General features: G+C 74.2%; 27 protein-coding genes and 1 riboswitch. Of the genes, 10 read left to right on the top strand and 17 right to left on the bottom strand.

What is annotated here, in order from left to right; genetic code table 11:
• Positions 1 to 105: 105 nt before the first annotated feature.
• Both ACIRRS_RS07850 and ACIRRS_RS07845 read right to left on the bottom strand, forming a co-directional pair.
• Complete coding sequence (locus tag ACIRRS_RS07850; RefSeq protein ID WP_402966515.1) at positions 106 to 1,713, bottom strand: amidohydrolase; 1,608 nt, start codon at positions 1,711 to 1,713, stop codon at positions 106 to 108.
• 31 nt (positions 1,714 to 1,744) lie between these two features.
• Positions 1,745 to 2,185, bottom strand: coding sequence for an Lrp/AsnC family transcriptional regulator (locus ACIRRS_RS07845; protein WP_350883567.1), 441 nt, complete (start codon positions 2,183 to 2,185; stop codon positions 1,745 to 1,747).
• Positions 2,186 to 2,412: 227 nt separating this feature from the next.
• On the opposite strand from ACIRRS_RS07845, the gene ACIRRS_RS07840 reads away from it, so the two are divergent.
• Positions 2,413 to 2,907, top strand: a complete 495-nt coding sequence (locus ACIRRS_RS07840) for a hypothetical protein (protein ID WP_402966513.1) — start codon at positions 2,413 to 2,415, stop codon at positions 2,905 to 2,907.
• Between the two features lie 102 nt (positions 2,908 to 3,009).
• On the opposite strand, the gene ACIRRS_RS07835 is transcribed toward ACIRRS_RS07840, so the two are convergent.
• Positions 3,010 to 4,173, bottom strand: coding sequence for an acyl-CoA dehydrogenase family protein (locus ACIRRS_RS07835; RefSeq protein ID WP_402966511.1), 1,164 nt, complete (start codon positions 4,171 to 4,173; stop codon positions 3,010 to 3,012).
• 209 nt (positions 4,174 to 4,382) lie between these two features.
• Between ACIRRS_RS07835 and ACIRRS_RS07830 the strand changes: the two genes are divergently transcribed.
• Together ACIRRS_RS07830 and ACIRRS_RS07825 are read left to right on the top strand one after the other, a co-directional pair.
• Positions 4,383 to 5,015 (top strand): uridine kinase, encoded by a 633-nt coding sequence (locus ACIRRS_RS07830; RefSeq protein WP_402966509.1) that lies wholly within the window; start codon positions 4,383 to 4,385, stop codon positions 5,013 to 5,015.
• A 413-nt stretch (positions 5,016 to 5,428) separates the two neighbouring features.
• Positions 5,429 to 7,399, top strand: coding sequence for an AAA family ATPase (locus tag ACIRRS_RS07825; protein ID WP_402967049.1), 1,971 nt, complete (start codon positions 5,429 to 5,431; stop codon positions 7,397 to 7,399).
• A gap of 37 nt (positions 7,400 to 7,436) precedes the next feature.
• On the opposite strand, the gene ACIRRS_RS07820 is transcribed toward ACIRRS_RS07825, so the two are convergent.
• The 11 genes from ACIRRS_RS07820 to ACIRRS_RS07770 all read right to left on the bottom strand — a co-directional run bounded on the left by ACIRRS_RS07820 (position 7,437) and on the right by ACIRRS_RS07770 (position 16,908).
• The gene (locus ACIRRS_RS07820) at positions 7,437 to 8,429 is read right to left on the bottom strand and encodes an NAD-dependent epimerase/dehydratase family protein (protein ID WP_402966507.1); all 993 of its coding nucleotides are present in this window, start codon (positions 8,427 to 8,429) and stop codon (positions 7,437 to 7,439) included.
• A gap of 70 nt (positions 8,430 to 8,499) precedes the next feature.
• Complete coding sequence (locus tag ACIRRS_RS07815; RefSeq protein WP_402966505.1) at positions 8,500 to 9,540, bottom strand: hemolysin family protein; 1,041 nt, start codon at positions 9,538 to 9,540, stop codon at positions 8,500 to 8,502.
• A complete protein-coding gene (locus ACIRRS_RS07810; protein WP_402966503.1) occupies positions 9,537 to 10,880 on the bottom strand; it encodes a hemolysin family protein in 1,344 nt (447 codons plus the stop codon). The genes ACIRRS_RS07815 and ACIRRS_RS07810 overlap by 4 nt, the downstream gene beginning before the upstream one ends.
• A 202-nt stretch (positions 10,881 to 11,082) precedes the next feature.
• The gene (locus tag ACIRRS_RS07805) at positions 11,083 to 11,523 is read right to left on the bottom strand and encodes a PH domain-containing protein (RefSeq protein WP_402966501.1); all 441 of its coding nucleotides are present in this window, start codon (positions 11,521 to 11,523) and stop codon (positions 11,083 to 11,085) included.
• 133 nt (positions 11,524 to 11,656) lie between these two features.
• A complete protein-coding gene (gene hisG / locus ACIRRS_RS07800) occupies positions 11,657 to 12,505 on the bottom strand; it encodes an ATP phosphoribosyltransferase (protein WP_402966499.1) in 849 nt (282 codons plus the stop codon).
• Positions 12,506 to 12,557: 52 nt separating this feature from the next.
• Positions 12,558 to 12,830, bottom strand: a complete 273-nt coding sequence (locus ACIRRS_RS07795) for a phosphoribosyl-ATP diphosphatase (protein WP_402966497.1) — start codon at positions 12,828 to 12,830, stop codon at positions 12,558 to 12,560.
• Between the two features lie 107 nt (positions 12,831 to 12,937).
• The gene (gene ribH, locus ACIRRS_RS07790; RefSeq protein ID WP_402966495.1) at positions 12,938 to 13,411 is read right to left on the bottom strand and encodes a 6,7-dimethyl-8-ribityllumazine synthase; all 474 of its coding nucleotides are present in this window, start codon (positions 13,409 to 13,411) and stop codon (positions 12,938 to 12,940) included.
• 50 nt (positions 13,412 to 13,461) lie between these two features.
• Positions 13,462 to 14,730: a bifunctional 3,4-dihydroxy-2-butanone-4-phosphate synthase/GTP cyclohydrolase II gene (locus ACIRRS_RS07785; RefSeq protein ID WP_402966493.1), complete on the bottom strand. Its 1,269-nt coding sequence runs from the start codon at positions 14,728 to 14,730 to the stop codon at positions 13,462 to 13,464.
• Entirely contained in the window at positions 14,727 to 15,374 is a 648-nt protein-coding gene (locus ACIRRS_RS07780) for a nicotinamide riboside transporter PnuC (RefSeq protein ID WP_402966491.1), read from the bottom strand. The genes ACIRRS_RS07785 and ACIRRS_RS07780 overlap by 4 nt, the downstream gene beginning before the upstream one ends.
• Entirely contained in the window at positions 15,371 to 16,072 is a 702-nt protein-coding gene (locus tag ACIRRS_RS07775; protein WP_402966489.1) for a riboflavin synthase, read from the bottom strand. The genes ACIRRS_RS07780 and ACIRRS_RS07775 overlap by 4 nt, the downstream gene beginning before the upstream one ends.
• 244 nt (positions 16,073 to 16,316) lie before the next feature.
• A riboswitch (FMN riboswitch) is annotated at positions 16,317 to 16,444 on the bottom strand.
• A 140-nt stretch (positions 16,445 to 16,584) separates the two neighbouring features.
• Complete coding sequence (locus ACIRRS_RS07770) at positions 16,585 to 16,908, bottom strand: antibiotic biosynthesis monooxygenase family protein (RefSeq protein ID WP_402966487.1); 324 nt, start codon at positions 16,906 to 16,908, stop codon at positions 16,585 to 16,587.
• 164 nt (positions 16,909 to 17,072) lie between these two features.
• On the opposite strand from ACIRRS_RS07770, the gene ACIRRS_RS07765 reads away from it, so the two are divergent.
• A complete protein-coding gene (locus ACIRRS_RS07765) occupies positions 17,073 to 17,768 on the top strand; it encodes an MSMEG_1061 family FMN-dependent PPOX-type flavoprotein (protein ID WP_402966485.1) in 696 nt (231 codons plus the stop codon).
• 34 nt (positions 17,769 to 17,802) lie between these two features.
• On the opposite strand, the gene ACIRRS_RS07760 is transcribed toward ACIRRS_RS07765, so the two are convergent.
• Positions 17,803 to 17,991 carry a YegP family protein gene (locus tag ACIRRS_RS07760; RefSeq protein WP_402966483.1) on the bottom strand — a complete coding sequence of 63 codons (189 nt, stop codon included), beginning with the start codon at positions 17,989 to 17,991 and terminating at the stop codon, positions 17,803 to 17,805.
• 161 nt (positions 17,992 to 18,152) lie between these two features.
• Between ACIRRS_RS07760 and ACIRRS_RS07755 the strand changes: the two genes are divergently transcribed.
• From ACIRRS_RS07755 to ACIRRS_RS07735, 5 genes are all read left to right on the top strand, one after another.
• Positions 18,153 to 18,602, top strand: coding sequence for an HIT family protein (locus ACIRRS_RS07755; RefSeq protein ID WP_402967047.1), 450 nt, complete (start codon positions 18,153 to 18,155; stop codon positions 18,600 to 18,602).
• A gap of 172 nt (positions 18,603 to 18,774) precedes the next feature.
• A complete protein-coding gene (locus ACIRRS_RS07750; RefSeq protein WP_402966481.1) occupies positions 18,775 to 19,779 on the top strand; it encodes a serine hydrolase domain-containing protein in 1,005 nt (334 codons plus the stop codon).
• A 313-nt stretch (positions 19,780 to 20,092) separates the two neighbouring features.
• Positions 20,093 to 20,872 carry a hypothetical protein gene (locus ACIRRS_RS07745; protein ID WP_402966479.1) on the top strand — a complete coding sequence of 260 codons (780 nt, stop codon included), beginning with the start codon at positions 20,093 to 20,095 and terminating at the stop codon, positions 20,870 to 20,872.
• A 78-nt stretch (positions 20,873 to 20,950) separates the two neighbouring features.
• The gene (locus tag ACIRRS_RS07740; RefSeq protein ID WP_402966475.1) at positions 20,951 to 22,135 is read left to right on the top strand and encodes a thiolase family protein; all 1,185 of its coding nucleotides are present in this window, start codon (positions 20,951 to 20,953) and stop codon (positions 22,133 to 22,135) included.
• Positions 22,136 to 22,242: 107 nt separating this feature from the next.
• Positions 22,243 to 23,424, top strand: a complete 1,182-nt coding sequence (locus ACIRRS_RS07735; protein ID WP_402966473.1) for an alpha/beta hydrolase family protein — start codon at positions 22,243 to 22,245, stop codon at positions 23,422 to 23,424.
• A gap of 123 nt (positions 23,425 to 23,547) precedes the next feature.
• Here the strand turns inward: ACIRRS_RS07735 and ACIRRS_RS07730 are convergent, their stop codons facing one another.
• On the bottom strand, positions 23,548 to 24,084 hold the full coding sequence (locus ACIRRS_RS07730) for a winged helix-turn-helix transcriptional regulator (RefSeq protein WP_402966471.1): 537 nt from the start codon (positions 24,082 to 24,084) through the stop codon (positions 23,548 to 23,550).
• 122 nt (positions 24,085 to 24,206) lie between these two features.
• On the opposite strand from ACIRRS_RS07730, the gene ACIRRS_RS07725 reads away from it, so the two are divergent.
• Entirely contained in the window at positions 24,207 to 25,628 is a 1,422-nt protein-coding gene (locus ACIRRS_RS07725) for an MFS transporter (protein ID WP_402966469.1), read from the top strand.
• Between the two features lie 44 nt (positions 25,629 to 25,672).
• On the opposite strand, the gene ACIRRS_RS07720 is transcribed toward ACIRRS_RS07725, so the two are convergent.
• Positions 25,673 to 26,464 carry an SDR family NAD(P)-dependent oxidoreductase gene (locus ACIRRS_RS07720; protein ID WP_402966467.1) on the bottom strand — a complete coding sequence of 264 codons (792 nt, stop codon included), beginning with the start codon at positions 26,462 to 26,464 and terminating at the stop codon, positions 25,673 to 25,675.
• Positions 26,465 to 26,515: the final 51 nt, after the last annotated feature.

The following is a 26,515-nucleotide window of genomic DNA, read 5'->3' as shown; positions in this document are numbered from 1 at the left end:
CGGGGAATGGCGGAAGACGCCGAGGGGCCGCCGCCCGGCGTCGGACATCCGGGCGGCGGGCTCGGAGGTGTTGTGCTGCTCGCCCGAGAGCTCCGGGTGGAACTCCTAGCGCCGGTGCACCGTGCGGCCGCGGACCACCGTGCGCAGGCACTCCGGGAGGTCGTGGCCGGGGGTGAGGTCGGGCAGGCCGGGGGTGCCGGAGCGGGGGTCGGTGGACCAGCCGGCGACGCGGGAGTCCGGGGCCTGGACGACGAGTTCGTCGGCGGCCCAGATCGCGTAGCTGGCGACGGCGCCGGGCACCAGCACGCCGTCCTGGTCGCGGCCGACGGCGCGCCAGCCGCCGCGGGTGTGGGCGGTGAAGGCGGCGCGCACCGAGATGCGGTGCTCCAGGGTCCGGTGGAAGGCGGCGGCCCGGACGGTCCCCCAGGGGTCGAGCGGGGTGACCGGGGCGTCCGAGCCGAAGGCCAGCGGGACTCCGGCGCGCAGCAGGGCGGCGTACGGGTTGAGCGCGGCGGCGCGCTCGGCGCCCAGGCGCTGGACGTACATGCCGTCGGGGCCGCCCCAGGCGGCGTCGAAGGCGGGCTGGACGGAGGCGGTGAGGCCGAGTTCGGCGAAGGCGGCGATGCTCTTGTCGTCCAGGGCCTCGGCGTGCTCGACGCGGTGGCGCAGCGCCTTGACCCGCGCGGCGCCGACCCGTTCGCCGGCCGCGCGCACGCCCTCGATGACGGCGGTCACGGCGGCGTCGCCGATGGCGTGGAAGCCGGCCTGGAGCCCGGCCTCGGTGCAGGCGGCGACGTGGTCGGCGACCTGCTCGGCGCTCAGGTACGCCGTGCCGGTGTGCTCGGCGTCGGCGTAGGGGGTGTGCAGGCAGGCGGTGTGCGAGCCGAGCGCGCCGTCCACGAAGAGGTCGCCGCCGGCGCCGACCGCGCCGAGCCGGCGGGCCGTCTCGATGCCGCCCAACTCGCCCCAGTAGCCGAAGACTTCGGGCCCCTCGCCCTCGGCGGCGAGGGCCAGCAGGGCGGTGAGGTCCTGCTCGGAGGAGATCTCGGGGCCGGCGCACTCGTGCAGGGCGCCGATGCCGAGTTCGGCGGCGCGGGCCAGGGTGGCGGCCTGGGCGCGGCGGCGCTGCTCGGGGGTGAGGCCGGCGAGGGCGCACCGGCGGACGGCGTGGTGGGCGTCCTTGGTGAGCGGGCCCTCGGCGTCGTGCCCGGGGCGCTCGGCGAGGCTCTCGGTGAGGTCGCGCAGGGCGGTGGTGGCGAGCGCCGAGTGCACGTCGGTGCGGGAGAGGTAGAGCGCGGCGCCGCGGGCGGCGGCGTCGAGTTCGGCGAGCGTGGGCGGGCGGCCCTCGGGCCAGCCGGTCTCGTCCCAGCCGTGGCCGATCAGCACCCCGCCCTCGCCCTCCTGGGCCTCGACGAAGGCGGTGACGGCGGCGAGGGCGGCGGCCAGCGAGGGGGCGCCGGTGAGGTCGAGGCCGGTGAGTGCCAGGCCGGTGGCGGTGGCGTGCACGTGGGCGTCGACGAAGGCGGGGGTGACCAGGGCGCCGTCCAGCTCGACGATCTCGTCCGCGCTCGCGGCGTACGCCTCGGCGGCGCCGTCACTGCCGACCCAGGCGACGTGCTCGCCCTCGACGAGCATCGCGGTGGCGAACGGGTCGGCGGGGCTGTAGACGGCGCCGCCGCGCAGCAGGACGGTCCGGGAGGTGCTTTCGGTCATGGCGACAAGTCTGCACCCCGCCCGGTACCGGTCAGAGCCTCGGGGGTCGGGCCTCGTACGGGGTGGACAGGACGACGGTGGTCCGGGTGGAGACGCCGGCGGCGCTGCGGATGCGGGCGAGGAGGTCCTCCAGGTCGCCGGGAGCGCCGACGCGGACCTTGAGGATGTAGTTCTCGTCCCCGGCGACGCTGTGGCAGGCCTCGATCTCGGGCAGCCCGGCCAGTCTCTCCGGGGTGTCGTCCGGGGCGCTGGGGTCGAAGGGCTTGACCGAGATGAACGCGGTCAGGGCCAGGTCGACGGCGTCCGGGTCGATGATCGCGGTGTAGCCGCGGATCACCCCCCGCTGCTCCAGGCGCCGCACCCTCTGGTGCACCGCCGAGGTGGACAGGCCGGTGGCCTTGCCCAGGTCCGTGTAGCTCATCCGGCCGTCCTCCAGGAGCAGCTGGACGATGCGTTGGTCGAGATCCTCCACGCGGTCAACCTACCCGCTCGGGAGCACGGGGGGCGCACGAGGTGACACCCGGTGCCTTCCCAGGTGCCGCCGGGGCACATGCCGGGTGAACGTGGCGGGTGGTGTGGCCAAGGACACACCCGGTGCATCACAGTGCGCCGCACCGCAGGGTTATGAGTCCAGGCCGGAGGGAAGTGCTGGTTGTGGCCCTGGACGACCACGTCGGGCCCGATCCTAGGGGGATCTTCATGCCTGCTACTGACCAGCGCGCGCTGGACGCCGACGAGACCGACGATAGGACCGGTCGCGAGGTTCTCGCGGCCGACTTCGCGCCGGGCTGCGACCCCGGCGAGGCCGAGACCTGGGAGATCTTCCGGGTGCACTGCCCCGAGTGCCGCCGCCCGATCGCCCTGGTGGCGGACGAGGAGCGGCTTCCGCAGCACGCGCTGCTGCCGACCGCCTGGAACCCCTTCGCCCCGGCGATCTGCCCCGGCTCGGGCACGCCCACGGACGACCTGGCCGAGGTGGAGGCGCCCGAGGACGCCGCTCCGACCGGTCTCGCGACGCTGTTCAAGCTGCCGGGTGAACTCGACTGGCGCACCCAGCCGTTCTCGCACGCCGTGCTGCACCGGCCCGTGCGCTCCGTCCCCGCCCAGGAGGCCAGGACGGCCGCCTCGGCCCCGAACGTGGCCCCGCTGCGCTCCATCCCGGAGCAGCGCCGCCCGATGGCGAAGGCGAGCTGACGCACCGCCCCCGTGGACGGGATGAAGCCGCCGGCCGTCACTCCGCACCCTGGAGTGACGGCCGGCGGCCGTACGGGAGGGCCCTCGGACCCGTGAGCGGGCTCAGCCCTTGGTGAGGTGGCGACCGATGACCAGGCGCTGGATCTGGTTGGTGCCCTCGACGATCTGCAGGACCTTGGCCTCGCGCATGAACCGCTCGGCCGGGAAGTCCTGGGTGTAGCCGTAGCCCCCGAGCACCTGGACGGCGTCGGTCGTCACCCGCATCACCGTGTCGGTGCAGAACAGCTTGGCCATCGCCGCCTCCTTGGAGAACGGCAGCCCGGCGTCGCGCAGCCGCGCGGCCGAGAGGTAGAGCGCGCGGCCGGCCTCGATCTGGGTGGCCATGTCGGCGAGCATGAACGACAGCCCCTGGAAGTCCGCGATCGCCCGGCCGAACTGGCGGCGGGTGCGGGCGTACTCCACGGCGAGGTCCAGCGCGGCCTGGGCGACGCCGATCGCGCAGGCGGCGATGCCGAGGCGGCCGGAGTCCAGCGCGGCGAGGGCGATCTGGAAGCCCTGGCCCTCCTCGCCGACCAGCCGGTCGCGGGAGACCCGGGCGCCGTCGAAGTGCATCTGTGCGGTGGGCGAGGAGCGCATGCCCATCTTGTGCTCCGGCGGGGCGGCGGACAGCCCCTCCGTCACACCGGGCACCAGCAGGCAGCTGATGCCCTTGGCGCCCTCGGCGCCGGTGCGCACCAGGGCGCTGTAGAAGTCGGCCTGCCCGCCGTGGGTGATCCACGCCTTGGTGCCGTTCACCACGTACGTCTCGCCGTCGAGGTCGGCGCGGGTGCGCAGGGCGGCGGCGTCGGAGCCGGACTGCGGCTCGGAGAGGCAGTAGGCGCCGAGCTGCTCGCCGGAGAGCATGGCGGGCAGCCACTTCTCGCGCTGCTCCTCGCTGCCGAAGGTGGCCAGCGCGTGGCAGGAGAGGGTGTGGACGCTGACGCCGAGGCCGACGGCGAGCCAGCCGGCGGCCAGCTCCTCCAGCACCTGGAGGTACACCTCGTACGGCTGGGCGCCTCCGCCGTACTTCTCCTCGTACGGCAGGGAGAGCAGGCCCGCCTCGCCGAGGGTGCGGAAGACCTCCCGGGGGAAGCGGCCCGCGTCCTCGTCCTCTGCCGCGCGGGGCTTCAGCTCGCGCTGGACCAGCTCCCGGGTGAGGCTCAGCAGCTCGCGGGCCTCCTCGGTGGGCAGCTGGCGCTCCACGGCTTTCACAGGGGAGGTGGTCATGGCGGAGGTCGCCTCCTCGATCGGGCACCGGGCCGGGTTGCGGCTGGTCCGGCGCGGGTGTGGCGGTGGCCCGACCGGGCACCGGGTCGCGGTGAACGGCCGTTCACAGTCGTGGCGAAGGCGAGTATGCCCGAAACGCGGCCCGGCGTCACGAGCCGCAGGGATCAACTGTCCGCAGTGGTGGGCTACGGCACCGTAGGGTTGCCTTTGTGGCTGCTTCCGGACCCCTCACCGCCCCCTCGACCTGCGCTTCAGGCACCTCACTCGCTCTACTCGCGCAGGAGCTGCGCGCGCTGGCACCCTCCTGCGGGCCGGTGCGGCTGGTCGCGGTGGACGGGCACGCGGGCTCCGGCAAGACGACCTTCGCCGCCCGACTCTCGGCCGCGCTCGGCGGCGCCCCGGTGGTGCACCTGGACGACCTGGCCACCCACGAGGAGCTCTTCGGCTGGACGCGGCGGCTGCACGAGCAGGTGATCGCGCCGCTCGCGGCCGGCCGGGAGGCGCGGCACGGGGTCTACGACTGGACGCTGCGCCGCTTCTCGGGCACGGCCGTGGTGCCGCCCGCCCCGGTGGTGCTCGTGGAGGGTGTCGGCGCGGGGCGGCGGGAGCTGCGGCCGTGGCTCGCGCGGGTGATCTGGATGGAGCTGGACGCCGCCCGGGCCCGTCTGCGCGGGGAGTTGAGGGACGGTCCGGAACTGGCCGACTTCTGGGCGGGCTGGGCGCGGGCCGAATCGGCACATTTCGCCGCCGACCCGAGCCGGCCGCACGCCGCGACGCTCGTCGACGGGGTGACCGGGCGGATCGCACCGAGCACGGTCGGTGAACCTTCAACAAGCCCTTGACCTGCGGTCTTTCCACGGCTTAGGTTCTCACCAGCCGCCGGAACTCCTGCTTTCGGCCGCGACGGACCCGGTGCCCCCGGCTTGTTCCCCCGTGAGCCGGGGGCACCGCCCCGTCCCCTTCCGAAAACCGCCCCCGCACGGCTCGAACAGGCCGACGGGCGGTCAACGAGCGTGCCCACGATCGCATTTGACCCCGTGCGACACCCTTCCGGATCAGCCCCGCGCCGGTACGATTCCTGACAGGCGCGGATGCGCCCCGGGGGCACGACCACCACCGGCCCGGTCGGCCGCAGACCATCCGCCGGGCCGCGCCCCGGGCCACACGGCGGGGGGCGTGAGTGACGACGGTGGACAGTTCCGACAGCACGGCGGGCGGCCCGGACCGGCTCGCCGACCGCGCCTGGCAGCGCGCCATGGACGCCTACACGGCCGGCGCCTACGCCCGCGCCGAGGAGGAGTTCCGCGCCGCCGTCCGGCTCGACCCCGGCATGGCCGACGCCTGGCTCGGACTGCACGCCCTGCGCAGCGACACCTCCGCCGCCCTGCTCGCCATGTACCGCAACCAGCACCGCTTCGGCGAGCAGCGCCGCCTGCACCGACGCCCGCTCAGTTCCTGGTACTGGCTGGGCTGGTGGGTGCAGCCCGTGCTGGAGGACGCCCGCGACCTCTCCCTGGCGCACGCCTCGCACTGGCTGGACGGCCGCCACCTCGCCGAGCTGGACCGGGCGTTGGAGCAGTGCCCGGCCCCGGGCGAGGACCCGTCCGCGCAGTTCCTGTACGCCTGCCGCTCCTACCTCCTCAAGGACTGGGAGCAGCTGATCCGCGACACCGACCGGCTGCTGGACGATCCGATGCTCGGCATAGAGGCCGGGCTGTTCGCCGGGATGGCCCGGGTCCGCCTGGACATGTGCGCCCAGGCGCAGGCCCCGCTGGCCTCCTCCCTGGCCCGCTGCCGCTCCGAGCAGCCGCAGCGCAAGGAGCTGCGCTACTGGCTGGCGCGGGCGTACGAGGGAGCCGGGCGCAGCGCCGCCGCGCTGCCGCTGTACCGGGCGGTGCACCGGGCGGACCAGGCGTTCATGGACACGGCGGCCCGGCTGGCCGCGATCGCCGCCGAGGACGCCCTCGCGGACGGCCTGCTGACCGGCGCCCGGCCGGGCGAGGGCGGGGCGGCGGAGCTCGTCGGGTACCAGGACGAGACGCTCTTCGTGGAGGGCCCGGGCCTCGGCCTCGGCCTCTTCGAGGACGCTCCGGAGACGGACGGGGCACTGCTGAACGGCCTTGCGCCCCACGGGGGTTCCGCCGAGCCGGCCGAGACCGCCGAGTTCTCCGAGGCCTCCGAGTTCTCCGGGGCCTCCGATGCCTTCGGGGCCTCCTCCGGGGCGGATGGCGCGCTCGACGAGGGCGCCCCGCAGGCCGCCGGAGAGCGCTCCGGCTCGGCGCCGGCGCCCGCCTCCCCCGCGCCGCTGCCCGTCCGGGAGGCGGCCCAGCCCCGGGGCGAGGTGGCGGCCGCCCTCCAACAGGCCGGTGACGAGCGAGAGTTGGACGCGGCGCTGGCCGAACTCTCGCTGATGGTGGGCCTGGAGCCGGTCAAGCGGCAGGTGCGGGCGCTCTCCGCGCAGCTGCGGATGTCGCGACTGCGGGCCGAACAGGGCCTGCCCGTCCAGCCGCCCAAGCGGCACTTCGTCTTCTCCGGGCCCTCCGGCACCGGCAAGACCACCGTGGCACGGATACTCGGGCGGGTGTTCCACGCCCTGGGACTGCTCTCCGGCGACCACCTGGTGGAGGCCCAACGAGCCGACCTGGTGGGCGAGTTCCTCGGCCAGACGGCGGTGAAGGCGAACGAGCTGATCGACTCGGCGCTGGACGGCGTGCTGTTCATCGACGAGGCCTACAGCCTCTCCAACTCCGGCTACACCAAGGGCGACGCGTACGGCGACGAGGCCCTCCAGGTGCTCCTCAAACGCGCCGAGGACAACCGGGACCGGCTGGTGGTGATCCTCGCCGGGTACCCGGAGGGGATGAACCGGCTGCTGGCCACCAACCCCGGCCTCAACTCCCGCTTCACCACCCGGGTCGACTTCCCCAGCTACCGCCCCGGCGAGCTGACCGCGATCGGCGCGGCGCTGGCGGGCCGGGACGGCGACGGCTGGGACGAGGACGCGGCGGAGGAGCTGGCCAGCATCTGCACCCACGTGGTCCGCGAGGGCTGGATCGACGAGCTGGGCAACGGCCGGTTCATCCGCACCCTCTACGAGAAGTCCTGCGCCTACCGGGACTTGAGGCTCTCGCTGCTGCGCGAGCCGCCGGGCCGCGAGGACCTCGCGACCCTGCGGCTGCCGGACCTGGTGCAGGCGTACGGGGAGCTGATCGACGGCCGCGGCTGATCAGCCCCCTTGGGGCCCCTGTCAGCCCCGTCGGCCGTCAGCCCCCGCCCAGCAGTCGCGCCTCCCGCTCGGGGTCGAGCCCCACGCCCGGCCGGTCGGCGCGCTGCGGCGCCTCGCCGCCGATGGAGCGCAGCCAGGCCCAGGTGTCCTCGACGGTCTCGGCCACCGGCCGGCAGCGCAGCCCGGCGGCCTGCGCCTTGGCGACCGAGCCGGTGTGCAGGAAGTCGTAGAGCTCGCCGGGGGCCAGCCAGATCGGCAGCTCCGTCCAGGGCTCGACCCCGGCGGCGAGGATCCGCTCCGGCGCCGTCCAGCGCAGTTCGGCCCCGGAGCCGGTGGCGCGCACGCAGGCCTCCAGCAGCCCGCCCATGGTGGTGTGCCCGGACGGGCCGACGGCGTTGTAGGCGCCGCCGAGCCGGGCGGCCGTGGCGTCCAATGTCCACGCGGCGAGGTCGCGCACGTCGATGTACTGCAGCGCCTGCTCGCGCGGGCCGGGGGCGAGCACCGGGCCGCCCCGGGCGATGCGGTTGAGCCACCAGGGCAGCCGGCCGATGTCCTCGTACGGGCCCAGGATCAGCCCGGCGCGCACCAGCAGGGCGCGCCCGCCGAAGCGCTCCTCCAGGGCCAGTTCGGCGCCGCGCTTGGCCTCGGCGTAGGGCGCCTCGCCGGTGAGGTCCGGGGAGGAGTCGACCACGGGCGCCGTCTCGTCGGCCCCGGCGCCGCGCTGCGGGAGGTCGTACACCGAGCGGCTGGAGACGTACGCGTAGTGGCCGACGCGGCCCTCCAGCAGCCGGGCGCTGTCGCGCACGGCCGCGGGGGCCCAGGACCAGGTGTCCACCACCGCGTCCCACTCCCCCGCCGCGAGGGCGGCGAGGCCGCCCTCGGCCGTGCGGTCCCCGGTCAGCGCCCGTACGCCCTCGGGGGCGGGGCGGGTTCCCCGGTTGAGGGCCGTCACCTCCCAGCCCCTGGCCAGCGCCTCCTCGGCGAGGGCCCGTCCGACGAAGTTCGTCCCGCCCAGCAGCAGAAGTCTCATGCCGACCACCCTGCGACGAGGGTGGCCGGCATGGGAAGAGCGCACTGCTGTCGGCAGAATCGCCGTGGGCTCAGGAGCGGTGGTCCGGGTCGTGCATCTCGCCGACCAGTTCCTCCAGGACGTCCTCCAGCATCACCACACCGAGCGTCCGGCCGTCCTGGTCGAGGACGGCGGCCAGGTGGCAGGTGGCGCGGCGCATCGCGCCGAGGGCGTCGTCCAGCGGGAGGCCGCCGCGCAGCACCGTGATCGGGCGCCAGAGGCGGGCCGGGACGGGCGCCGACGGGTCCTCCACGTCGAGGATGTCCTTGAGGTGCAGGTAGCCCAGGTAGCCGTGGCCCGCAGGGTCCCCGTCGGTGACGGGGAAGCGCGAGAAGCCGGTGCGCAGGGCGAGCTCCTCGACCTCGGCGGCCGTGACCTTGGTGTCCACGGTGACGAGCTGCTCGGGGCGCAGCAGGACGTCGGTGACGGGCCGGTGGCCCATCTCCAGCGCGTCCTCCAGGCGCTCCTGGCGGCCCTCGTCGAGCAGGCCCGCGTCCCGGGAGTCGACCAGCAGGTACATCAGCTGCTCGGTGGTGAACACCGACTCGACCTCGTCCTTGGCCTCCACCCGGAACAGCCTGAGCACGCCGTTGGCGAGGCTGTTGAGCAGCCGGATCACCGGGGCGATCCAGCGGGCCAGCCGGTCCAGCGGCGGGCCGAGCCAGAGCGCGGCCCGCTCGGGGCCGGCCATCGCCATGTTCTTCGGCACCATCTCGCCCATCACCATGTGCAGGAAGACCACGACGGCGAGCGAGATGCCGTAGCTGAGCGGGTGCATCAGCGCGGAGGGGACGCCGATCGCGTGGAACGGGCCCTCCAGCAGCGAGGCGATCGTCGGCTCGGCGAGCGCGCCGAGGCCCAGCGAGCAGACGGTGATGCCCAGTTGGGCGGCGGCCAGCATCGCGGAGACGTTGGACAGCGCGTGCAGCACGGTGCGGGCGCGCTTGTTGCCGGCCTCGGCGAGCGGCTCGATCTGGCTGCGGCGCACCGAGACGACGGCGAACTCGGCGCCGACGAAGAAGGCGTTGCCGAACAGGAGCAGCAGCGCGATCAGGAGCTGGACGGCGGTCATCGGCCACCCTCCCGGGCCTCGCCGAACAGGGTGGGGGCGGCGGTGCGCTCCACCCGGACCTCGCTGGTGCGGTGGCGGTCGACGCCGGTGACGGTGAACCGCCAGCCGGGCAGCTCGGCCCGCTCGCCGACCTCGGGGAGCTTGCCGAGCAGGTCGGCGACGAGGCCGGCCAGCGTCTCGTACGGGCCGTCCGGGGCGTGCAGGCCGATGGTCTCCAGCTGGTCGAGCCGGGCGCGGCCGTCCGCCTGCCAGACGGGCAGGCCGTCGGCGGCGGGCAGCGCCATGAGGTCGGGGTGGTCGGCCGGGTCGTGCTCGTCCTGCACCTCGCCGACGATCTCCTCGACGATGTCCTCGACGGTGACGACGCCGGCGGTGCCGCCGTACTCGTCGACCACGATGGCCATCGGCTGGAGGCGGCGCAGCCGGTCGAGCAGCCGCTCGGCGGGCAGGGTCTCGGGCACCAGCAGCGGGGGCGCGGACAGTTCGGCGACCCGCACCAGGCCGCGGCGGGCGGCCGGGACGGCGAGCGCGTCCTTGAGCGTCACGATGCCGGTGACCTCGTCCAGGCTGTCGGCGTACACCGGGAAGCGGGACAGGCCGGTGGCCCGGGTGAGGTTGACGACGTCCGAGGCGGTGGCGTCGTGCTGGAGGGCGGAGACGTCGACGCGCGGGGTCATGACGGACTCGGCGGTGAGCTCGCCCAGGCCCAGGGTGCGGACGAACAGGGTCGCCGACTCCTCGTCTATGGCGCCGGCCTTCGCCGAGTGGCGGGCCAGGGCGACCAGTTCGTCCGGGGTGCGGGCGTGGTCCAGCTCCTCCTGCGGCTCGATGCCGAAGGCGCGCACCGTCCGGTCGGCCACGCCGTTCAGGAGGCTGATCAGCGGGCGGCAGACGAAGGAGAACGCCATGTGCGGCGCTGCGACGGCGCGGGCGACCTGGAGCGGGCGGGAGATCGCCCAGTTCTTCGGCACCAGCTCGCCGATCACCATCTGGACGACGGTGGCGAGCAGCATGCCGACGACCACGGCGACGCCGCGGGTGGCCGAGTCCGGCACTCCGAGGCCCGACATCACGGGCTGGAGCAGGGTGGACAGGGCCGGCTCGGCGAGCATGCCGACCACCAGGGAGGTGACGGTGATGCCCAGCTGGGCGCCGGAGAGTTCGAAGGAGAGGTGCCGCAGCGCCCGGGAGACGCGGACGGACTTGGCGTCGCCGGCCGCGGCGGCGCGGTCCACGGCCCCGCGCTCGACGGTCACGAAGGCGAACTCGGCGGCGACGAAGAGGCCGTTGGCGAGGATCAGCAGGACGGCTGCGAGCAACAGCAGCCAGGCGGTGATCACAGTGCCGCCTGCCTTCCGGTGGTCGGAAGTGAGGCGGCGCAGGTACTACAGGACGGATCGTCCATCGAGGGGGGGTGTCACTCCTCTGGTCGGGTCTGATCGGGTCTGGTCGGTTCGCGGGCAGGACGCATGATTTTGCCCCGCTTTTACCAGCCTAAACGATAGCCGGGCGGACGTCGGTGGCGGGCGTCGGTGGCGGGCGTCAGTGGCGAGTGTGCTGCTCGACCAGGTCGCGCAGCGCGCGGGCGTCCGCGATCGCCCGGTCCTTGCCGACGCCGGACTGGATGCCGACGGCGGCCAGCGAGGTGCCGTCGGCGAGGTCGAGGGTGGCCCACGGGTCGCCCTGGCGGAAGTTGACCCGGACGATCTCGGCCCAGGCCAGTCGGCGGGTGCGGACGAAGTTGACCACCGTCACGCCCTGCGCGTCGGCGCTCACCCGGGGGCGGGCCAGCATCAGGCCGACGCAGGCGAACAGGACGCCGCTCATGACCATCATCAGCCGGTCGTTGAGCTGCCAGCTCTCGGGGAGCAGCACGGCCAGCACCGCGAACAGCGCCACCAGCAGCACGCAGACCGGCAACAGCACGGCGCGGGTGCGGCGGGGAGCCCAGGTGACGGGGTACTGGACGGGCGGGGTGGACACGTTCGGTCTCCGGTGGTTCGGGTGGCGGCGGCTGCCCTGGTCGCGGCAGCGCAGGGGCGGGGACGCCGGTCGGCGTCCCCGCCCCATTGAACCGTTCTTTACCTGCCGGCGGTGCGGCAGGTCGTCCGCCCGGTCAGAGGCGGCAGGCGTGGATGTTGGTGACCAGGATCGCCCGGGCGCCGATGCCCCACAGGTCGTCCATGATCTGCTGGGCCTCCTTGCGGAGCACCATCGAGCGGACGGCCACCCAGCCCTCGGTGTGCAGCGGGGAGACGGTCGGCGACTCCAGGCCGGGGGTGAGCGCCACGGCGGCGCCGACGTTCTCGGCCCGGATGTCGTAGTCCATCAGCACGTAGCGGCGGGCCACCAGGACGCCCTGGAGGCGGCGCAGGAACTGGTCCACGGCCGCGTCCTCGCCGGCGCCCTTGGGGCGGATCACCACGGCGTCGGAGACCAGGATCGGGTCGCCGAACACCTCCAGGCCCGCGTTGCGCAGGCTGGTGCCGGTCTCCACCACGTCGGCGATGACGTCGGCGACGCCGAGCTGCACCGCGGTCTCGACCGCGCCGTCCAGCTTGGTCACGGTCGCCTTCACGCCGTTGTCGGCGAGGTGCTGCTCGACCAGGCCGGTGTAGGAGGTCGCGATGCGCAGGCCCTCCAGGCCCTTGACGTCCTCGACCTGCACGCCCTCGGGGCGGGCGAAGCGGAAGGTCGACGCGGCGAAGCCGAGGGCGAGGACCTCCTCCGCGTTGGAGTGCGAGTCCAGCAGCAGGTCGCGGCCGGTGATGCCGACGTCGAGGCGGCCGGAGCCGACGTAGACGGCGATGTCGCGCGGGCGCAGGAAGAAGAACTCGACCTCGTTGTTCGGGTCGACGAGGACCAGTTCCTTCGGGTCCTTGCGCTGGCGGTAGCCGGCCTCATGGAGCATCTCCGCCGCGGGACCCGAGAGAGAACCCTTGTTGGGGACGGCGATGCGCAGCATGGGAGGTTGCTTCCTTACCTGTTGGGGAGGGAGTGCTTCTGGGAGTGCGTGGTTAGAGGTACTTGTAGACGTCGTCGAGCGTCAGCTTGCGGGCGATCATCATCACCTGAAGGTGGTAGAGGAGTTGCGAGATCTCCTCCGCCGTCTGCTCGTCCGACTGGAACTCGGCGGCCATCCAGACCTCGGCGGCCTCCTCGACGACCTTCTTGCCGATCGAATGCACGCCCTGCTGCACGAGCTGGGCGGTACGGGAGGTCGCGGGGTCGCCGGTGGCGGCCTTCTGCTGGAGCTCGGAGAAGAGCTCCTCGAATGTCTTCGAAGCCATGATGGGACTCACCTTACGGCGTGCGGGCGATGCGGCGGTAAACGGTTCCGGACCGTGGACGGTCGGGTGGACGTCCACGGCCCGGACTCGGGTGCGCGTGCCGCTGCTCAGCCCAGGGCGCGCAGGGTGGCGGCGGTGGCGACGGCGGCGGTGACGGCCTCGTGGCCCTTGTCCTCGGCGGAGCCGGGCAGGCCCGCGCGGTCGAGGGCCTGCTCCTCGTTGTCGCAGGTGAGCACGCCGAAGCCGACGGGGACGCCGGTGTCGACGCTGACCTGGGTCAGGCCGGCGGTGGCCGCCTGGCAGACGTAGTCGAAGTGCGGGGTGCCGCCGCGGATCACCACGCCGAGGGCGACCACGGCGTCGTAGCCGTGCTCCGCCAGGCGCTTGGCGGCGACCGGCAGCTCGAAGGTGCCGGGCACGCGCAGGACGGTGGGCTCGGCGACGCCCAGCTCCTTGAGCGCGCGGTGGGCGCCGTCCAGCAGGCCGTTCATCACCTGGTCGTGCCACTGGGCGGCGACGACGGCGACCTTCAGGTCCTGCGCGCCGTCGATGGTCAGCTCGGGGGCTCCGTGGCCGCTCATGTCCGTAGTCCGTTCTCTCTGATGGGGCGTGTGGTCGTGGGGTCGCGGGGTCAGGAACCGAGGCCGGGCAGGTCGTGGCCCATGCGGTCGCGCTTGGTGCGCAGGTAGCGCAGGTTGTGCTCGCCCGGCTCGATCTCGACCGCTTCGCGCCCCTTGACCTTGAGGCCGTGGTCGGTGAGCGCGGTGAGCTTCTCCGGGTTGTTGGTGAGCAGGGTCAGCGAGCGGACCCCGAGGTCGACCAGCATCTGGGCGCCGATGCTGTAGTCCCGGGCGTCGGCGGGCAGGCCGAGGTCCAGGTTGGCGTCGACGGTGTCGCGCCCCTGCTCCTGCAGCTCGTACGCCCGCAGCTTGTGCGACAGGCCGATCCCCCGGCCCTCGTGGCCGCGCAGGTACAGCACCACGCCCCGGCCGGCCTCGGCGACCCGCTGGAGGGAGGCCTCCAGCTGCGGGCCGCAGTCGCAGCGCAGCGAGCCGAAGACGTCGCCGGTCAGGCACTCGGAGTGGACGCGCACCAGCACGTCCTCGCCGTCCGGCAGCCGCCCGTCCGGGCCGAGCCCGCCGGCGACCAGGGCGAGGTGCTCGACGCCGTCGATGGTGCCCTGGTAGCCGACGGCCGTGAACTCGCCGTGCACGGTGGGCAGGGCGGTGACGGCGGCCCGGTCGACGTGCAGCTCGGTGCGGCGGCGGTAGGCGATCAGGTCCTCGATGGAGATGATCGCGAGGCCGTGCTCGCGGGCGAAGGCGACCAGCTCGGGCAGGCGGGCCATGGTGCCGTCGTCGTTGACCACCTCGACGCAGACGCCGGCCGGGGCCAGCCCGGCGAGGCGGGCGAGGTCCACGGTGGCCTCGGTGTGGCCGGGGCGGGCCAGCACGCCGCCCTCGACGGCGCGCAGCGGGAAGACGTGCCCGGGGCGGGTGAGGTCGCCGGGCTCGGTGCCGGGCGAGGAGAGCAGCCGGACGGTGCGGGCGCGGTCGGCGGCGGAGATGCCGGTGTCCACGCCCTCGCGGGCGTCCACGGAGACGGTGTAGGCGGTGCCCTTGCGGTCCTCGTTGACGGCCGTCATGGGCGGGAGCTTGAGGCGGTCCAGCTCGCCGCCGGTCATGGGGACGCAGATCACGCCGGAGCTGTAGCGGACGGTGAAGGCCATCAGCTCGGGGGTGGCGGCGGAGGCGGCGAAGACGAAGTCGCCCTCGTTCTCGCGGTCCTCGTCGTCGACGACGATGACGGCGCGGCCCAGCGCGATGTCCGCGATGGCACGCTCGACGGGGTCGAGGGCGAGGTCGGTCTCTTCTTCGCTGTGCGACTGGTTCTCGGTCATGCCGGGACTCCCTGCGGGACGTTGGCGGTGGTGGCGCGCGGCTCGCGGGTGCTCATCCACCAGGAGCGCAGGCCGAGGATCACCAGGACGAAGTAGACGGAGTAGGTGAGGCCGGAGAAGGTGTAGCCGCTGTTGAAGGCGAAGGGGACGCCGACCACGTCGACGGCGATCCAGGCGAACCAGAACTCCAGCCAGCCGCGCGCCTGGGCGACCATCGCGGCCAGGGTGCCGACGAAGATGTAGGCGTCCGACCAGGGGCTCCAGGACAGGCTGGGGTACGAGGTGAACAGCAGCGCCAGGCCGACGGTGGCCACGGCCGTGCCGCCGACCAGGGCGGCGCGCTCGGGCCAGGTGGCGAAGCGGACGGAGATCGTGCCGGAGTCGCCGCGGCCGCGCCGCCACTGGCGCCAGCCCCAGGCGGCGGTGGCGATGACGATCAGCTGCTTGCCGATCAGGCCGGGGACGTGGCCGCCGAGGTAGGCGGCGATCAGCACGGCGCCGGAGAGGAGTTGGACGGGCCAGCTCCAGACCGAGCGGCGCCAGCCGAGGGCCAGGCCGCCGAAGCCGAGCAGGTTGCCGATCATGTCGGCCCACTTCACGTGTTCGCCGAGGACGGTGAACGCCTCGCCGCTGAGCCAGCTCACTTGGTGCGCTCCGTTTCGGGCGTTCCGTACTGGTCCGGGGTTCCCGGGGTTCCCGGGGTTCCGGGCAGGGTGCCGGCCTGGAGCAGGCGCTCCACGTACTTGGCGAGGACGTCCACCTCCAGGTTGACGCTCTCGCCGACGGTCTTCGCGCCGAGCGTGGTCAGCGCGAGGGTGGCCGGGATGAGGCTGACGGTGAAGCTGTCCAGGGCCGCCTCGACCACGGTGAGGCTGATGCCGTCGACGGTGATCGAGCCCTTCTCCACCAGGTAGCGGGAGATGCTCTCCGGCAGCGAGAAGCGCAGCACCTCCCAGCGCAGGTTGCCCTCGGCGTCGCGCTCGCCGGGCTCGCGGCTCAACAGCCGCCCGGTGGCGTCGACATGACCCTGCACCAGGTGGCCGCCGAGCCGGGCGCCGAGCGCCATGGCGCGCTCCAGGTTGACGGCGGAGCCGGGCTTCAACTCGCCCAGGCTGGAGCGGTGGAGCGTCTCGGCCATCACATCGGCGCTGAACTCGCCGGTGGCGGCTGCCAGTTCGTCGGGGGTGTCGACGACGGTCAGGCAGACGCCGTTGACCGCGATGGAGTCGCCGTGGTGCGCGTCCGTACAGACCACCGGGCCACGCAGGCGGATTCGCGAGGAGTCGCCGATCTCCTCGATCGACACGACCTCGCCGAGCTCTTCGATGATGCCGGTGAACACCCGGGTCTCCTCGCGCTTGGGGCGCGGACTCCGGGGCGGCAGAGGGAGATGACACGGACGGGCACCGGTGCGCGGGCCTTCGGCCGTACCCGTCTCCGGGGTGCCGCGGGCCGCCGGGGGATCGCTCTCCCGGCCCGGGAGGTCGGACTCCCGGTGCTCACCTTTCCAAGGCCTTCCTGATGGATTCCGGTCGCTTTCAACCGATTTCCGAGCGGAAAACCACGGATACTGCTCTTCGTCCGCCCGCGCACGCCTCCCATCCGGACTTTAACCGTCGGTCCAGGAATTTCACCTGGTCAACCGGCCGCTGGCTGCGGACGGGTCGCGGACTGTAACCGCCGGTTCGGATTTTCACCGACCCCGGAGTGCGCTGAACGTCACTGCTGTTGCTCGTCATTGTGCCACGCGCCGCGAGGGCTCAGGGAGGGCCCCGGTGTGTGGGCTGTTTCACGCGGGGAGCGGGAATGGGCGGCGGGGTGCGCCGCCCCTCCGACGGGCTGCGCCGCCCCCTCTCAGGCCGTGGCGGGGGCGGCGGGGGTCGCGACCTGGGTGAAGTGGGTGACCTCCGGCGGGTGCGCGAGGTAGCTCAGCTCCCCCTCCGACCAGACCGGCCGGATCCGCCACATCGGCCCGGCGTAGCCGCGCAGGGCGTCCTCGTCCCGCCAGCGGCTGAGCACGAGCACCCGGTGGCCGTCCTCGGTGACCGAGCGCAACAGCTCGCCGCCGAGGCAGCCCTCCGTCCGTCCGAGCTGCGGGATCACCTGGCTGGCCAGGTGCGCGCAGAACTCCTCCAGGCGGCCGACGACGACCTGCCCGGCCCAGATCCTGATGATCACGACCACCACCTCCCGTGGAGTCCCTGGCCCCCATTATCAGCGTAAAACCGCTGGTGGGGAGGGGTTCGGCCGGGATTTCACGGAGGGTGGCCGCAGGGCTTCGGAGCCGGTGGGCGGGTACCGCCCCCTGGGGGCTCCCGTCCATGCGCGCGTACATTCGCGGTATGACCCTCATACCGGAACCTGCCGCTCCGTCAACCTCCGCCCCGGCCCTCCCCGGCGGACTGTTCGCCGCGCTCTCCGCCGGCGCGCTCACCGGCGCCGAGCAGCTGCGCGAGGTGTACGAGCAGCCGGGCGAGCACGCGCGCCGCAAGGAGGTCGACCGGCTGCACGACGTGGCCAAGCGGCTGATCGCCTGCGCCTCGATGGTGTTCGTCGCCAGCTCCGACGCCGCCGGGCGCTGCGACGTCTCCCCGCGCGGCGGCCCCGCCGGGCTGGTCTCGGTGCTCGACGACCGGACCCTCGCCATCCCCGACGCCACCGGCAACAAGCGGCTGGACACCCTGCACAACGTGCTGGAGAACGGCCGCGTCGGGCTGCTCTTCGTCGTCCCCGGCCGGGACACCACGCTGCGGGTCAACGGGCGCGCCTGCGTCAGCACCGACCCCGAGCTGCTGCGGCGGCTCACCGCGGTGGGCAAGCCGCCGCGCAGCGCGATCGTGGTCGGCGTGGAGGAGGTGTACGCGCACTGCCCCAAGGCGTTCCTGCGCGGCTCCGCGTGGAAGCCGGAGAACTGGCTCGCGAAGGACGCCCAGCCCAGCTCGGCGGCGGTCACGCTGTCGCACCTGCGGGACGACTCGCTGACGATCGGGATGATCGAGCAGGCGGAGCGGGAGGCGCTGCTGTACCGGTACGAGTGAGTGCGCTCGGGGCCTGCGCGAGCGCGCCTGTCCGCTACGCGGCTCTGGGGAGGTCGATGACGGAGGCGTCGGCGGCCGCGCGCTTGACCGCATCGACGCCCTTGTGGGCGGCGTCCTTGCTCGAGTAGCCCTGGCCGGTGGCGACGATCTCGCCGTTGCCCGCCTTGAGCCGGTACCGGTACTTGCCCGCGGAATCCTCGTAGACCTCGAACTTGCCCGCCATCGCGGCACCTCCTGGGATCGTCGGCCCCCTGTGGGCCACGGTGCGCCCGACGGCGGGGCGGGCGCACCCGGGCGCGGCCCGTCCGGGTGAGATCCGGGCGGTGGGGGTTTGCGGGGATGCCGGGCGCGGGCGCGGGTGGTTTCAATGGTCGGATGGGACCGATGGACTGCGTGTTCTGCGCGGTGGTGGCCGGTACGGAGCCCGCGCACCTGGTACTGGAGGCGGAGGCGGCCGTCGCCTTCCTGGACCGCCGGCCGCTGTTCCCCGGCCACGTGCTGGTCGTGCCGCGCGACCACCACCGCACCCTGGCCGACCTGCCCGCCGCCGAGGTGGGCCCGTTCTTCCGGTGCGTGCAGCGGGTGGCGGCGGCCGTGGAGGAGGGGCTCGGCGCGGCGGGCAGCTTCGTCGCGGCGAACAACCGGATCAGCCAGTCCGTCCCGCACCTGCACGTGCACGTGGTGCCGCGCAATCCCAAGGACGGGCTGCGCGGGTTCTTCTGGCCGCGCAGCCGCTACCCCGACGAGGCACAGGCGGCCGCCGTCGCGGCGCGGCTGCGGGCGGCGCTGCTGCGGGGTGGACCGGCCGACGGGGTCGAGGAGGGCTCGGTCTAGGGCGTGTCTTTCGGATCACGTCGGATCAGCGGGCGTCGTTGGGGTGCGTGCATCGGCGGCGCCGAGGAGGGAGTCCATGCGGAGCATCGGCGACTGACGAGAAGCCGGCGAGGTGCGTGCCCCGGCGGCGCCCGCCTGGCGTGATCCGAAAGACACGCCCTAGGCTCGCGGCATGGATGAACTCGCCGACCTGGTGCAGACGACCGCCGACCGGCTCGCCCAGCAGCACGTCGGCGCGGTGGTCGCCGGACTCGCGGACGGGCAGGTGGAGATCCGGGGCGCCGGGCGGACCGGGCGGGGCGGTGAAGTGCCGGGCCCGCACACGGTGTTCGAGATCGGGTCCGTCACCAAGGTGTTCACCTCGCTGCTCCTCGCGCGGCTCTCCCTCGACGGCACGGTGAGCCTGGACGAGCCCCTGGCCGACGCGCTCGGCGGGGACGTCGCGGTGCCCAGCCGGGGCGGACAGGCCGTCACGCTGCGGCAGTTGGCCACGCACTCGTCGGGCCTGCCGAAGAGCACCGCCGGCTGGCGCTCCCGGCGCGGGGGCTGCGCCGCCACCTCGGCGCTGGAGCGGCTCGGCCGAACGCGGCTGCGGTCCGTCCCCGGGCGCGGGTTCCGCTACTCCGGCCTCGGCGCCGGGCTCCTCGGCCTCGCCCTCGCCCGCCGGGCGGGCACCGGGTACGAGGAGGCGGTGGAGCAGGAGGTGTGCGGGCCGCTCGGGCTCACGGACACCGGAGTACGGGTCGGAGCGGGCCGCTCCGTCGCCGACGGGCACGGGTTCCGGGGCCGTCCGGTGGCGCCGCGGCACTCCGCCGTCCTCCCGGGCGCGGGCGGGCTGCGGTCCACCGCCGCGGACCTGGCCGTGCTGCTCCAGGCCCAACTCGCCGCCGAGCACGCCCCGGAGGCGCCGCTGTCCGCCGCGATCGCGCTCACCCGGGAGACCCGCCACCGGGTCAACCCGTTCGCCTGGACGCACCTCGGCTGGCTCGGGCACCGCCTCCACACCCAGCAGGGCGGGCACCTGCAGATCTGGCACAACGGCGGGACGGCGGGGTTCCGCGCCTTCATCGCCTTCGACCCGGGCAAGTCGGTCGGCGTCGTGACGCTGGTCAACACCCACCGCCCGCCGGACGCGGCGGCCACGGCGCTGCTGCGGCGGCTGCAGACGGCGGCCTGAGCCCGTCGGGGGGCGGTGGCGGTCGCGCTCGGGTCGTTACTCGACACACCCCTGTACCGACCTGTACCGAGCGCCCGTCTGAGCAGCTCTCTCCGTTCTCGCACCCCTCCGCCTTCGCACCCCTCCGCTCTCGCGAGGCGGCCCCCACCTCTCCCCCCCTCACGCGGATGTGCCGATCGGCAGGTAATCCCGGCCCGATCCGGGCCAGAGGGTGTCGATTGGCACTGTTCCCGGGGGCGCCCGAGCGTCGATGCTGGGCACGTGGCAATCGGGGCTCCGGTTGTGAACATGCGTGAGAAAGGAGGTGGGCGGCGTGGCCGTGGTGTGGTCGGCTTCGGTGGTGCGCAGTGGCGGTGCGTGGCCGCGGCTGGTCGGGCCGGTGGGGTCGCCCGAGGTGGTGGGGGCGCTCGGGCGGGTGGTGCGGGTGTATCGGGGGTTCCGGCCGGTCCCCCGGTGGCTGGCGGCCTGGGCGGGCGCGGGTGCGGCGATCGTCGCGGTCGCGGTGTGCCTGGCGGCCGGGCAGTGGTGGCCCGCCCCCGTCGTCGCCGCCGGGGCCCTCGCGGCGGCAGGGGCGTACGGGCGCCTGCGGCGCGGGCCGGGCCTGCGGGCCGTGCGGCTGCACGAGGGCGGGCTGGTCCTGGTCGGGCCCGCGAACCGTGAGCGCCCGCTCCCGTGGGGCGCCGTGGAGGCCAGCGAGCACGCCCGAATATGGCTCGTCGGCGTCGACGAGCCGGTCCGCCTCGCGCGGGTGCACGGCCTGGACGGGCTGCTCCGGGAGGTGGACGAGCGCCTCGCCCCCACCCTGCGGGCGGGCCTGCACCGGGCGCTGCGCGAGGAGGGGTGCGTCCGGTTCGCCCGGGGGCGGCTGACGGTGACGACGAGCGGCCTGGTCCACCGCCCTTCACGCCCGCCGGCCGTGACGGAGGCGTTCCGGTGGGCCGAGGTGCGGTCGGCCCGCGCCACGGGCCCCGGCGAGTTGGAGATCCGGACGGGCTCGGCCGGCCTGCCGCTGTGCTTCGCCGTGCCCAACGCCCGGGCGGCGGCCGAGTTCCTGGAGGAGGTGAGGGCGCACGGAACCACCGACAACGCCTAGAGGGTTGGATTTCCGAACCCACTAGTCCTATAGTGAGTCCGCTTTTCCAACCTACCCTCACAGGAAAGGCGGCCCGCCATGCGCGACGCCGTGATCGTCGAAGCCGTCCGCACCCCGATCGGCAAGGGCAAGCCGGGAGGCTCGCTCTCCTCCGTCCACCCGGTGGAGCTGCTCGGCCGCACCCTGCGGGCGCTGGTCGACCGCAGCCGCATCGACCCGGCCCTGGTCGACGACGTGATCGCCGGCTGCGTCGACCAGGTCGCCGAGCAGGCGATGAACACCGCCCGCTACGCGTGGCTGGCGGCGGGGCTGCCGGAGTCCGTCCCGGCGACCACCGTCGACCGGCAGTGCGGCTCGTCCCAGCAGGCCGTCCACTTCGCCGCGCAGGGCGTCATGTCCGGCGCGTACGACATGGTGGTGGCCTGCGGGATCGAGTCGATGAGCCGGGTGCCGATGTGGTCCAACGTGCCCGCGGGGGCGGACCCGTTCGGCGAGTCCGTCTCGGCGCGGTACCCGGGCGGGCTCGTCCCGCAGGGCGTCAGCGCCGAGCTGATCGCCGCCAAGTGGTCGGTCTCCCGGGAGGCGATGGACGAGTTCGCGACCGGCTCGCACCTCAAGGCGGCGCGGGCGCACGCGGAGGGCCGGTTCGCGCAGGAACTGGTCCCGGTGGCCACGCCCGGCGGGCTGGTCACCACGGACGAGTCGGTGCGCCCGGCGACCACGCCCGAGGTGCTCGCGGGCCTGCGCCCGTCCTTCGCCGACCCGGCGTTCGCGGAGCGCTTCCCGCAGATCGACTGGTCGGTGACGGCCGGCAACAGCAGCCCGATCAACGACGGCGCCTCCGCCGTGCTGATCACCAGCAGCAAGACCGCCGCGAAGCTCGGTCTGCGCCCGCTGGCACGGCTGCACTCCTTCGCGGTCACCGGCTCGGACCCGCTGCTGATGCTCACCGGCGTGCTGCCCGCCACGGAGAAGGTGCTGCGCCGCTCCGGCCTCTCCCTCGCCGACATCGACCTGTTCGAGATCAACGAGGCCTTCGCCAGCGTCGTGCTCGCCTGGCTCCAGGAGACGGGCGCCGATCCGGCCCGGCTCAACGTCAACGGGGGCGCCATCGCCCTGGGCCACCCGCTGGGCGCCAGCGGCACCCGGCTGATGACCACCCTGGTCCACGAACTCCGGCGCCGGGGCGGGCGGTTCGGGCTGCAGGCCATGTGCGAGGCCGGCGGCCTGGCCAACGCGACGATCCTGGAGGCGCTCGACTGACCGCCGCGCGACCGGCCCCCTAGGGGCGTCCGGGCGGCGCCCCGCAGGGGGCCGGTACGTCTCCGAGTGGACGTCAACTCCGGTGACCTCCACCTACCGTCGGTCCCATGAGCCGAATCCGCACCACCGCCGCCACTGCGGCCCTGCTGCTCGCGCTTCCCCTGACCGTGGTCGCCGCCTCGCCGGCCCTGGCCGCGCCCGCCGCCACCCTGACGGCCGCCTCCGCCCCCGCCCCGTCCGACCGGATCGAACTCCCGCGCCCGACCGGGCCGTTCGCCGTCGGGCAGGAGGTCCTGCACCTCGTCGACCAGGACCGGACGGACCCGTGGGTCCCGTCCTCCGGTCCGCGCCAGCTGATGGTGTCCATGTACTACCCCGCGCACGCGGGCACCGGCACGCCCGCGCCGTACATGACCCCCGGCGCCGCCCGCGCCCTCCTGGACGGCAAGCTGCCCGGCAACCACATCCCGACCGAGGCCGTCACCGGTGCCCGGACGTGGTCGGAGACCGGCGCGCGCCCGTTCGGCGGGCACTACCCGCTGGTCGTCCTCTCCCCCGGCTTCACCGCGCCGCGCACCGAGATCACCAGCCTGGCCGAGGAGTTGACCAGCCACGGGTACGTCGTCGCGCTGGTCGACCACACCTACGAGAACACCGGGACCACCTTCCCCGACGGGCGCACGCTCCCCTGCGTGGTGTGCGACACGTTCACGGACCCGGCGGCCTGGAAGGCGCTGGACGCCAGCCGGGCGACGGACGTCTCCTTCGTCATCGACCAACTCACCGACCGCCCCCACCCCGCCTGGCGCTACGCCCGCCTCATCGACCGCGACCGCATCGGCATGGCCGGCCACTCGGCGGGCGGCGCGGCCATCGTCCCGGCGCTGCTCACCGACGACCGCATCCGGGCCGGGGCGGACCTGGACGGCACCCTCGACTACCGGGTGCCCGACAGCGGCATCGGCGGCAAGCCCGTCCTGATGATCTCGCACGGACAGAAGGGCGGCGGCGAGGACGACAGTTGGCGGGAGGACTGGCCGAAGCTCGACGGCTGGAAGCGCTGGCTGATCTTCGACGGCGCCAACCACGGCAGCTTCACCGACCTGCCGCTCTTCATGGAGAAGCTCGGCATCCCGCAGGGCCCGGACACCACCATGACCGCCCGGCGCGGGGTGGACCTCACCCGGCAGTACGTGGTGGCCTTCTTCGACCAGCAGTTGAAGGGCATCGACCAGCCGCTGCTCGACGGGCCGAGCGCGGCCGACCCGGAGGTGCGGTTCCACTCCTGAGCCGCTCCTGAGCCGCTCCGGAGCCGTCGGCGGGTGCGCACCCGTCGGCGGCTCCGCCGTTTCCCTGGCCGCTTGCCGGGCCGTTCCCCGGGCCGTTCCCCGGGCCGCCCCCCTGGCCGGGCCTCAGACCGCCGCCGAGGCGACCGGTTCCAGCAGCCGGTGCGGGCGGGCGATGGCGCGCGAGACCGGGTCGTCCCGGCGGCCGGCGGCCCGGGAGGGGTTGGGGCGCATGTCGATCCCGGTGGGCGCCACCGGCGTGCCGCCGCAGCGCGGGCAGACGCCGAGCTGGTCCAGGTCGGTGCCGCAGGCGGCGTGGGCGAACAGGTGGTACGGCCCGTCCTCCATCGCGTGCCGGGCGCCCCAGCGGCTCAACTGGTAGAGCGGGCTCCAGAGTTCGAGCCCCGTTTCGGTGAGCAGGTATCCGTGGCGCAGCGGCGCCTGCTGGTACGGCTCCCGGCGCAGCACCCCGGCCTCGACGAGGGCGCCGAGGCGCGCGGTGAGGACGGCCCGCGGGATGCCGAGGTGGATGAGGAAGTCGTTGAAGCGCTGCACGCCGTAGAAGGCGTCGCGGACGATCAGCAGGCTCCAGCGCTCGCCGACCACCTCCAGGGCGCGGGCCAGGCTGCAGTCCTGAGATTCGTAGTCGATTCCGAGGGCCATGCGGGCCAGGGTAGTCCACTCGCCGCGATGGGTTCAATGAACGAACCGACGGTGGTAGCGTGCCGTCCGAGAAGAAGGTTCATTCACCAGACCGACAGGTCTGCCGTCCGGAGGGAACACCCATGCCCCCCGCCACCTCTCCCTTACGGCCCGGCGCCACGCTGGCCGTCACCTCGGCCGCGACCGCCCTGGTCACCGTCGCCTACACCGCGCCCACCGCCGCCCTGGCCGCCACCGCCGAAGCCGCCCACCTCGGCGCCACCGGGCGCACCTGGATACTCACCGGCACCCTGGTCGGCATCTCCGCGCTCCTGCTCACCGCGGGCAGCGCCGCCGACGACCACGGCCGCAAGCGGGTCTTCACCCTCGGCACCCTGCTGGTCGCCGCCTCCCAGGCCCTCGGCGCGCTCGCCCCCGGCGGCGCCGTCTACCTCGCCTCCCGGGTCCTCCTCGGCGCCGCCTCGGCCGCGATCCTCGCCCCCGCGCTCGGCCTGATCAGCCACGCCCACCCGCCGGGCCCCGCCCGGGTGCGGGCGCTGGGGGTGTGGGGCGCGGCGATCGGCCTCGGCATCGCGGTGGGGCCGGTGTACGGCGCGCTCGTCCAGCAGTGGGCGGGCTGGCGCGCCGTCGGCGCCGGCCTCGCGCTGGCCTCCGCCGCCGTGACGGCCTGCGCGACCGCCCTCCTCACCGAGTCCCGGGCCGACCGGCCGCGCGCCCTCGACCCGTACGGCGTCCTGACACTCGCCGCCGGCACCTCCGCCCTGATCGCGGGCCTGGCCGAGGGCCGCGACGGCTGGGCCCGGCCGGTGGTCGCCGCGCTGCTGGCGGGCGGGGTGCTGCTGCTGGCGGCGTTCGCGGTGGTCGAGGCGAAGGTGCGCGAGCCGATGCTGGACCTCGCCCTCTTCCGCGACCGCGGCTTCCTCGCCGCGACCGGCGGGGCCCTGTTCAACGGCATCGCACTGGTCGGCTTCATGAGCTACCTGCCCACGCTGCTGCAGGGCGTCCTCGGGCTCTCCGGCCCGGCGGTCGGCGGGGTGCTCGCGCTCTGGTCGGGGCTCTCCGTCGTCTCCGCGCTCCAGGCCCGCCGGCTGGCCGGGCGCCTGTCGGCCGCCGTCCAACTCGCGCTCGGGCTGCTCCTCTGCGGCCTCGGCGAAGCCGCGCTGTACGGGCTCCACCCCGACTCCACCTGGCTCCGGCTGGCACCGGGGCTGATGGTGGCGGGCGTCGGCAGCGGCGTCCTCAACGCGGCCCTCGCCCGGCTCGCGGTGAGCAGCGTGCCGCCGCACCGGGCGGCCATGGGCTCGGGCGCCAACAACACCGCCCGCTACATCGGCTCGGCCCTCGGGGTCGCCCTCACCATCGCCGTCGCCGGCGCCACCCGCCCCGGCACCGCCCCGGCCACCCTCGCGGCGGGCGCCGACCGCGCCGTCCTGGTCGCGGCGGCCGCCTGCCTCCTCGGCACCCTCGTCACTCTCGCCCTCACGCTCCGCGCCCCAGCCCCCACCCCCGCCCCGGAACCGGTCCAGGCCCCGGCGACCCGCTGACGCGCAGGAAGTCGGCCCGGCCGACTTCCTGCGCCTCGCCGCTCTCAGGGCGTGTGCTTCTCGATCCAGGCCACCACGCGACGTCGGGCATCGGCTTCCAGCGCCTGCTCGTGGGGGTCCGTACGGTCGAAGCGGTGGAAGTAGGCGCCGCGCACACCGGCGAGCTCCGAATCCAGGGCCACCCGCAGGACCGCCAGCGTCCCGTCGTCCAGCGTCGAGGCGATCGGGAATCCCGCCTCGATCACCATGGGCGTCGGCATCTCCCGCGCCGGATGCACCACGTTCACCGGCACGCCCTCCCCCGCCAGCTCGATCGCGGACATCACCAGCGCGACCTTGCTGCGGCAGTACGCCCGGATCCCGTCGTAGCCGCCCCGCTCGTAGTTCAGATCGTCCAGGTCGAGCGGCACCTGCCCCATGCTCCCCACCTGGACCACCCGCCCCGCCTCCGTCAGCGCGCCGCGCAGTTCCCTCGCGATCAGGTGCGGGGTGATCGCGTTCACCGCCATCCGCAGCTCGATGCCCGCGCCGTTGGCCTCCCTGCGCGTGGGGTCGACCCCGCCGCCGGCCGCCGCGTTGTTCACCACGAGGTCCAACGGACCCTCCGCCGCGACCGCCCGGCACATCCGGCGAACCGCCTCGCGGTCGGACAGGTCGCACTCCACCACCACCGGCGCGGGCGCACCCATCGCCCGCGACGCCGCCACCAGCTCGTCCGCCCGCGACGCCGTACGAACGGGCAGCACCAGGCGCCGGCCGCGCCGGGCCAGGTCGAGGGCGATCTCGCGCCCGAGTCCGGAGGCGGCGCCTGTCACCAATGCGGTCGAAGTATTCATACCTTGAAGACTATCAAGAGCTTGATGACATTCAAGGGCCGTAGAATCGGG

Source organism: Kitasatospora sp. NPDC101183 (genome assembly GCF_044767945.1).
Lineage (GTDB): Bacteria > Actinomycetota > Actinomycetes > Streptomycetales > Streptomycetaceae > Kitasatospora.
This window is presented reverse-complemented; position numbering and strand designations above follow the sequence as displayed.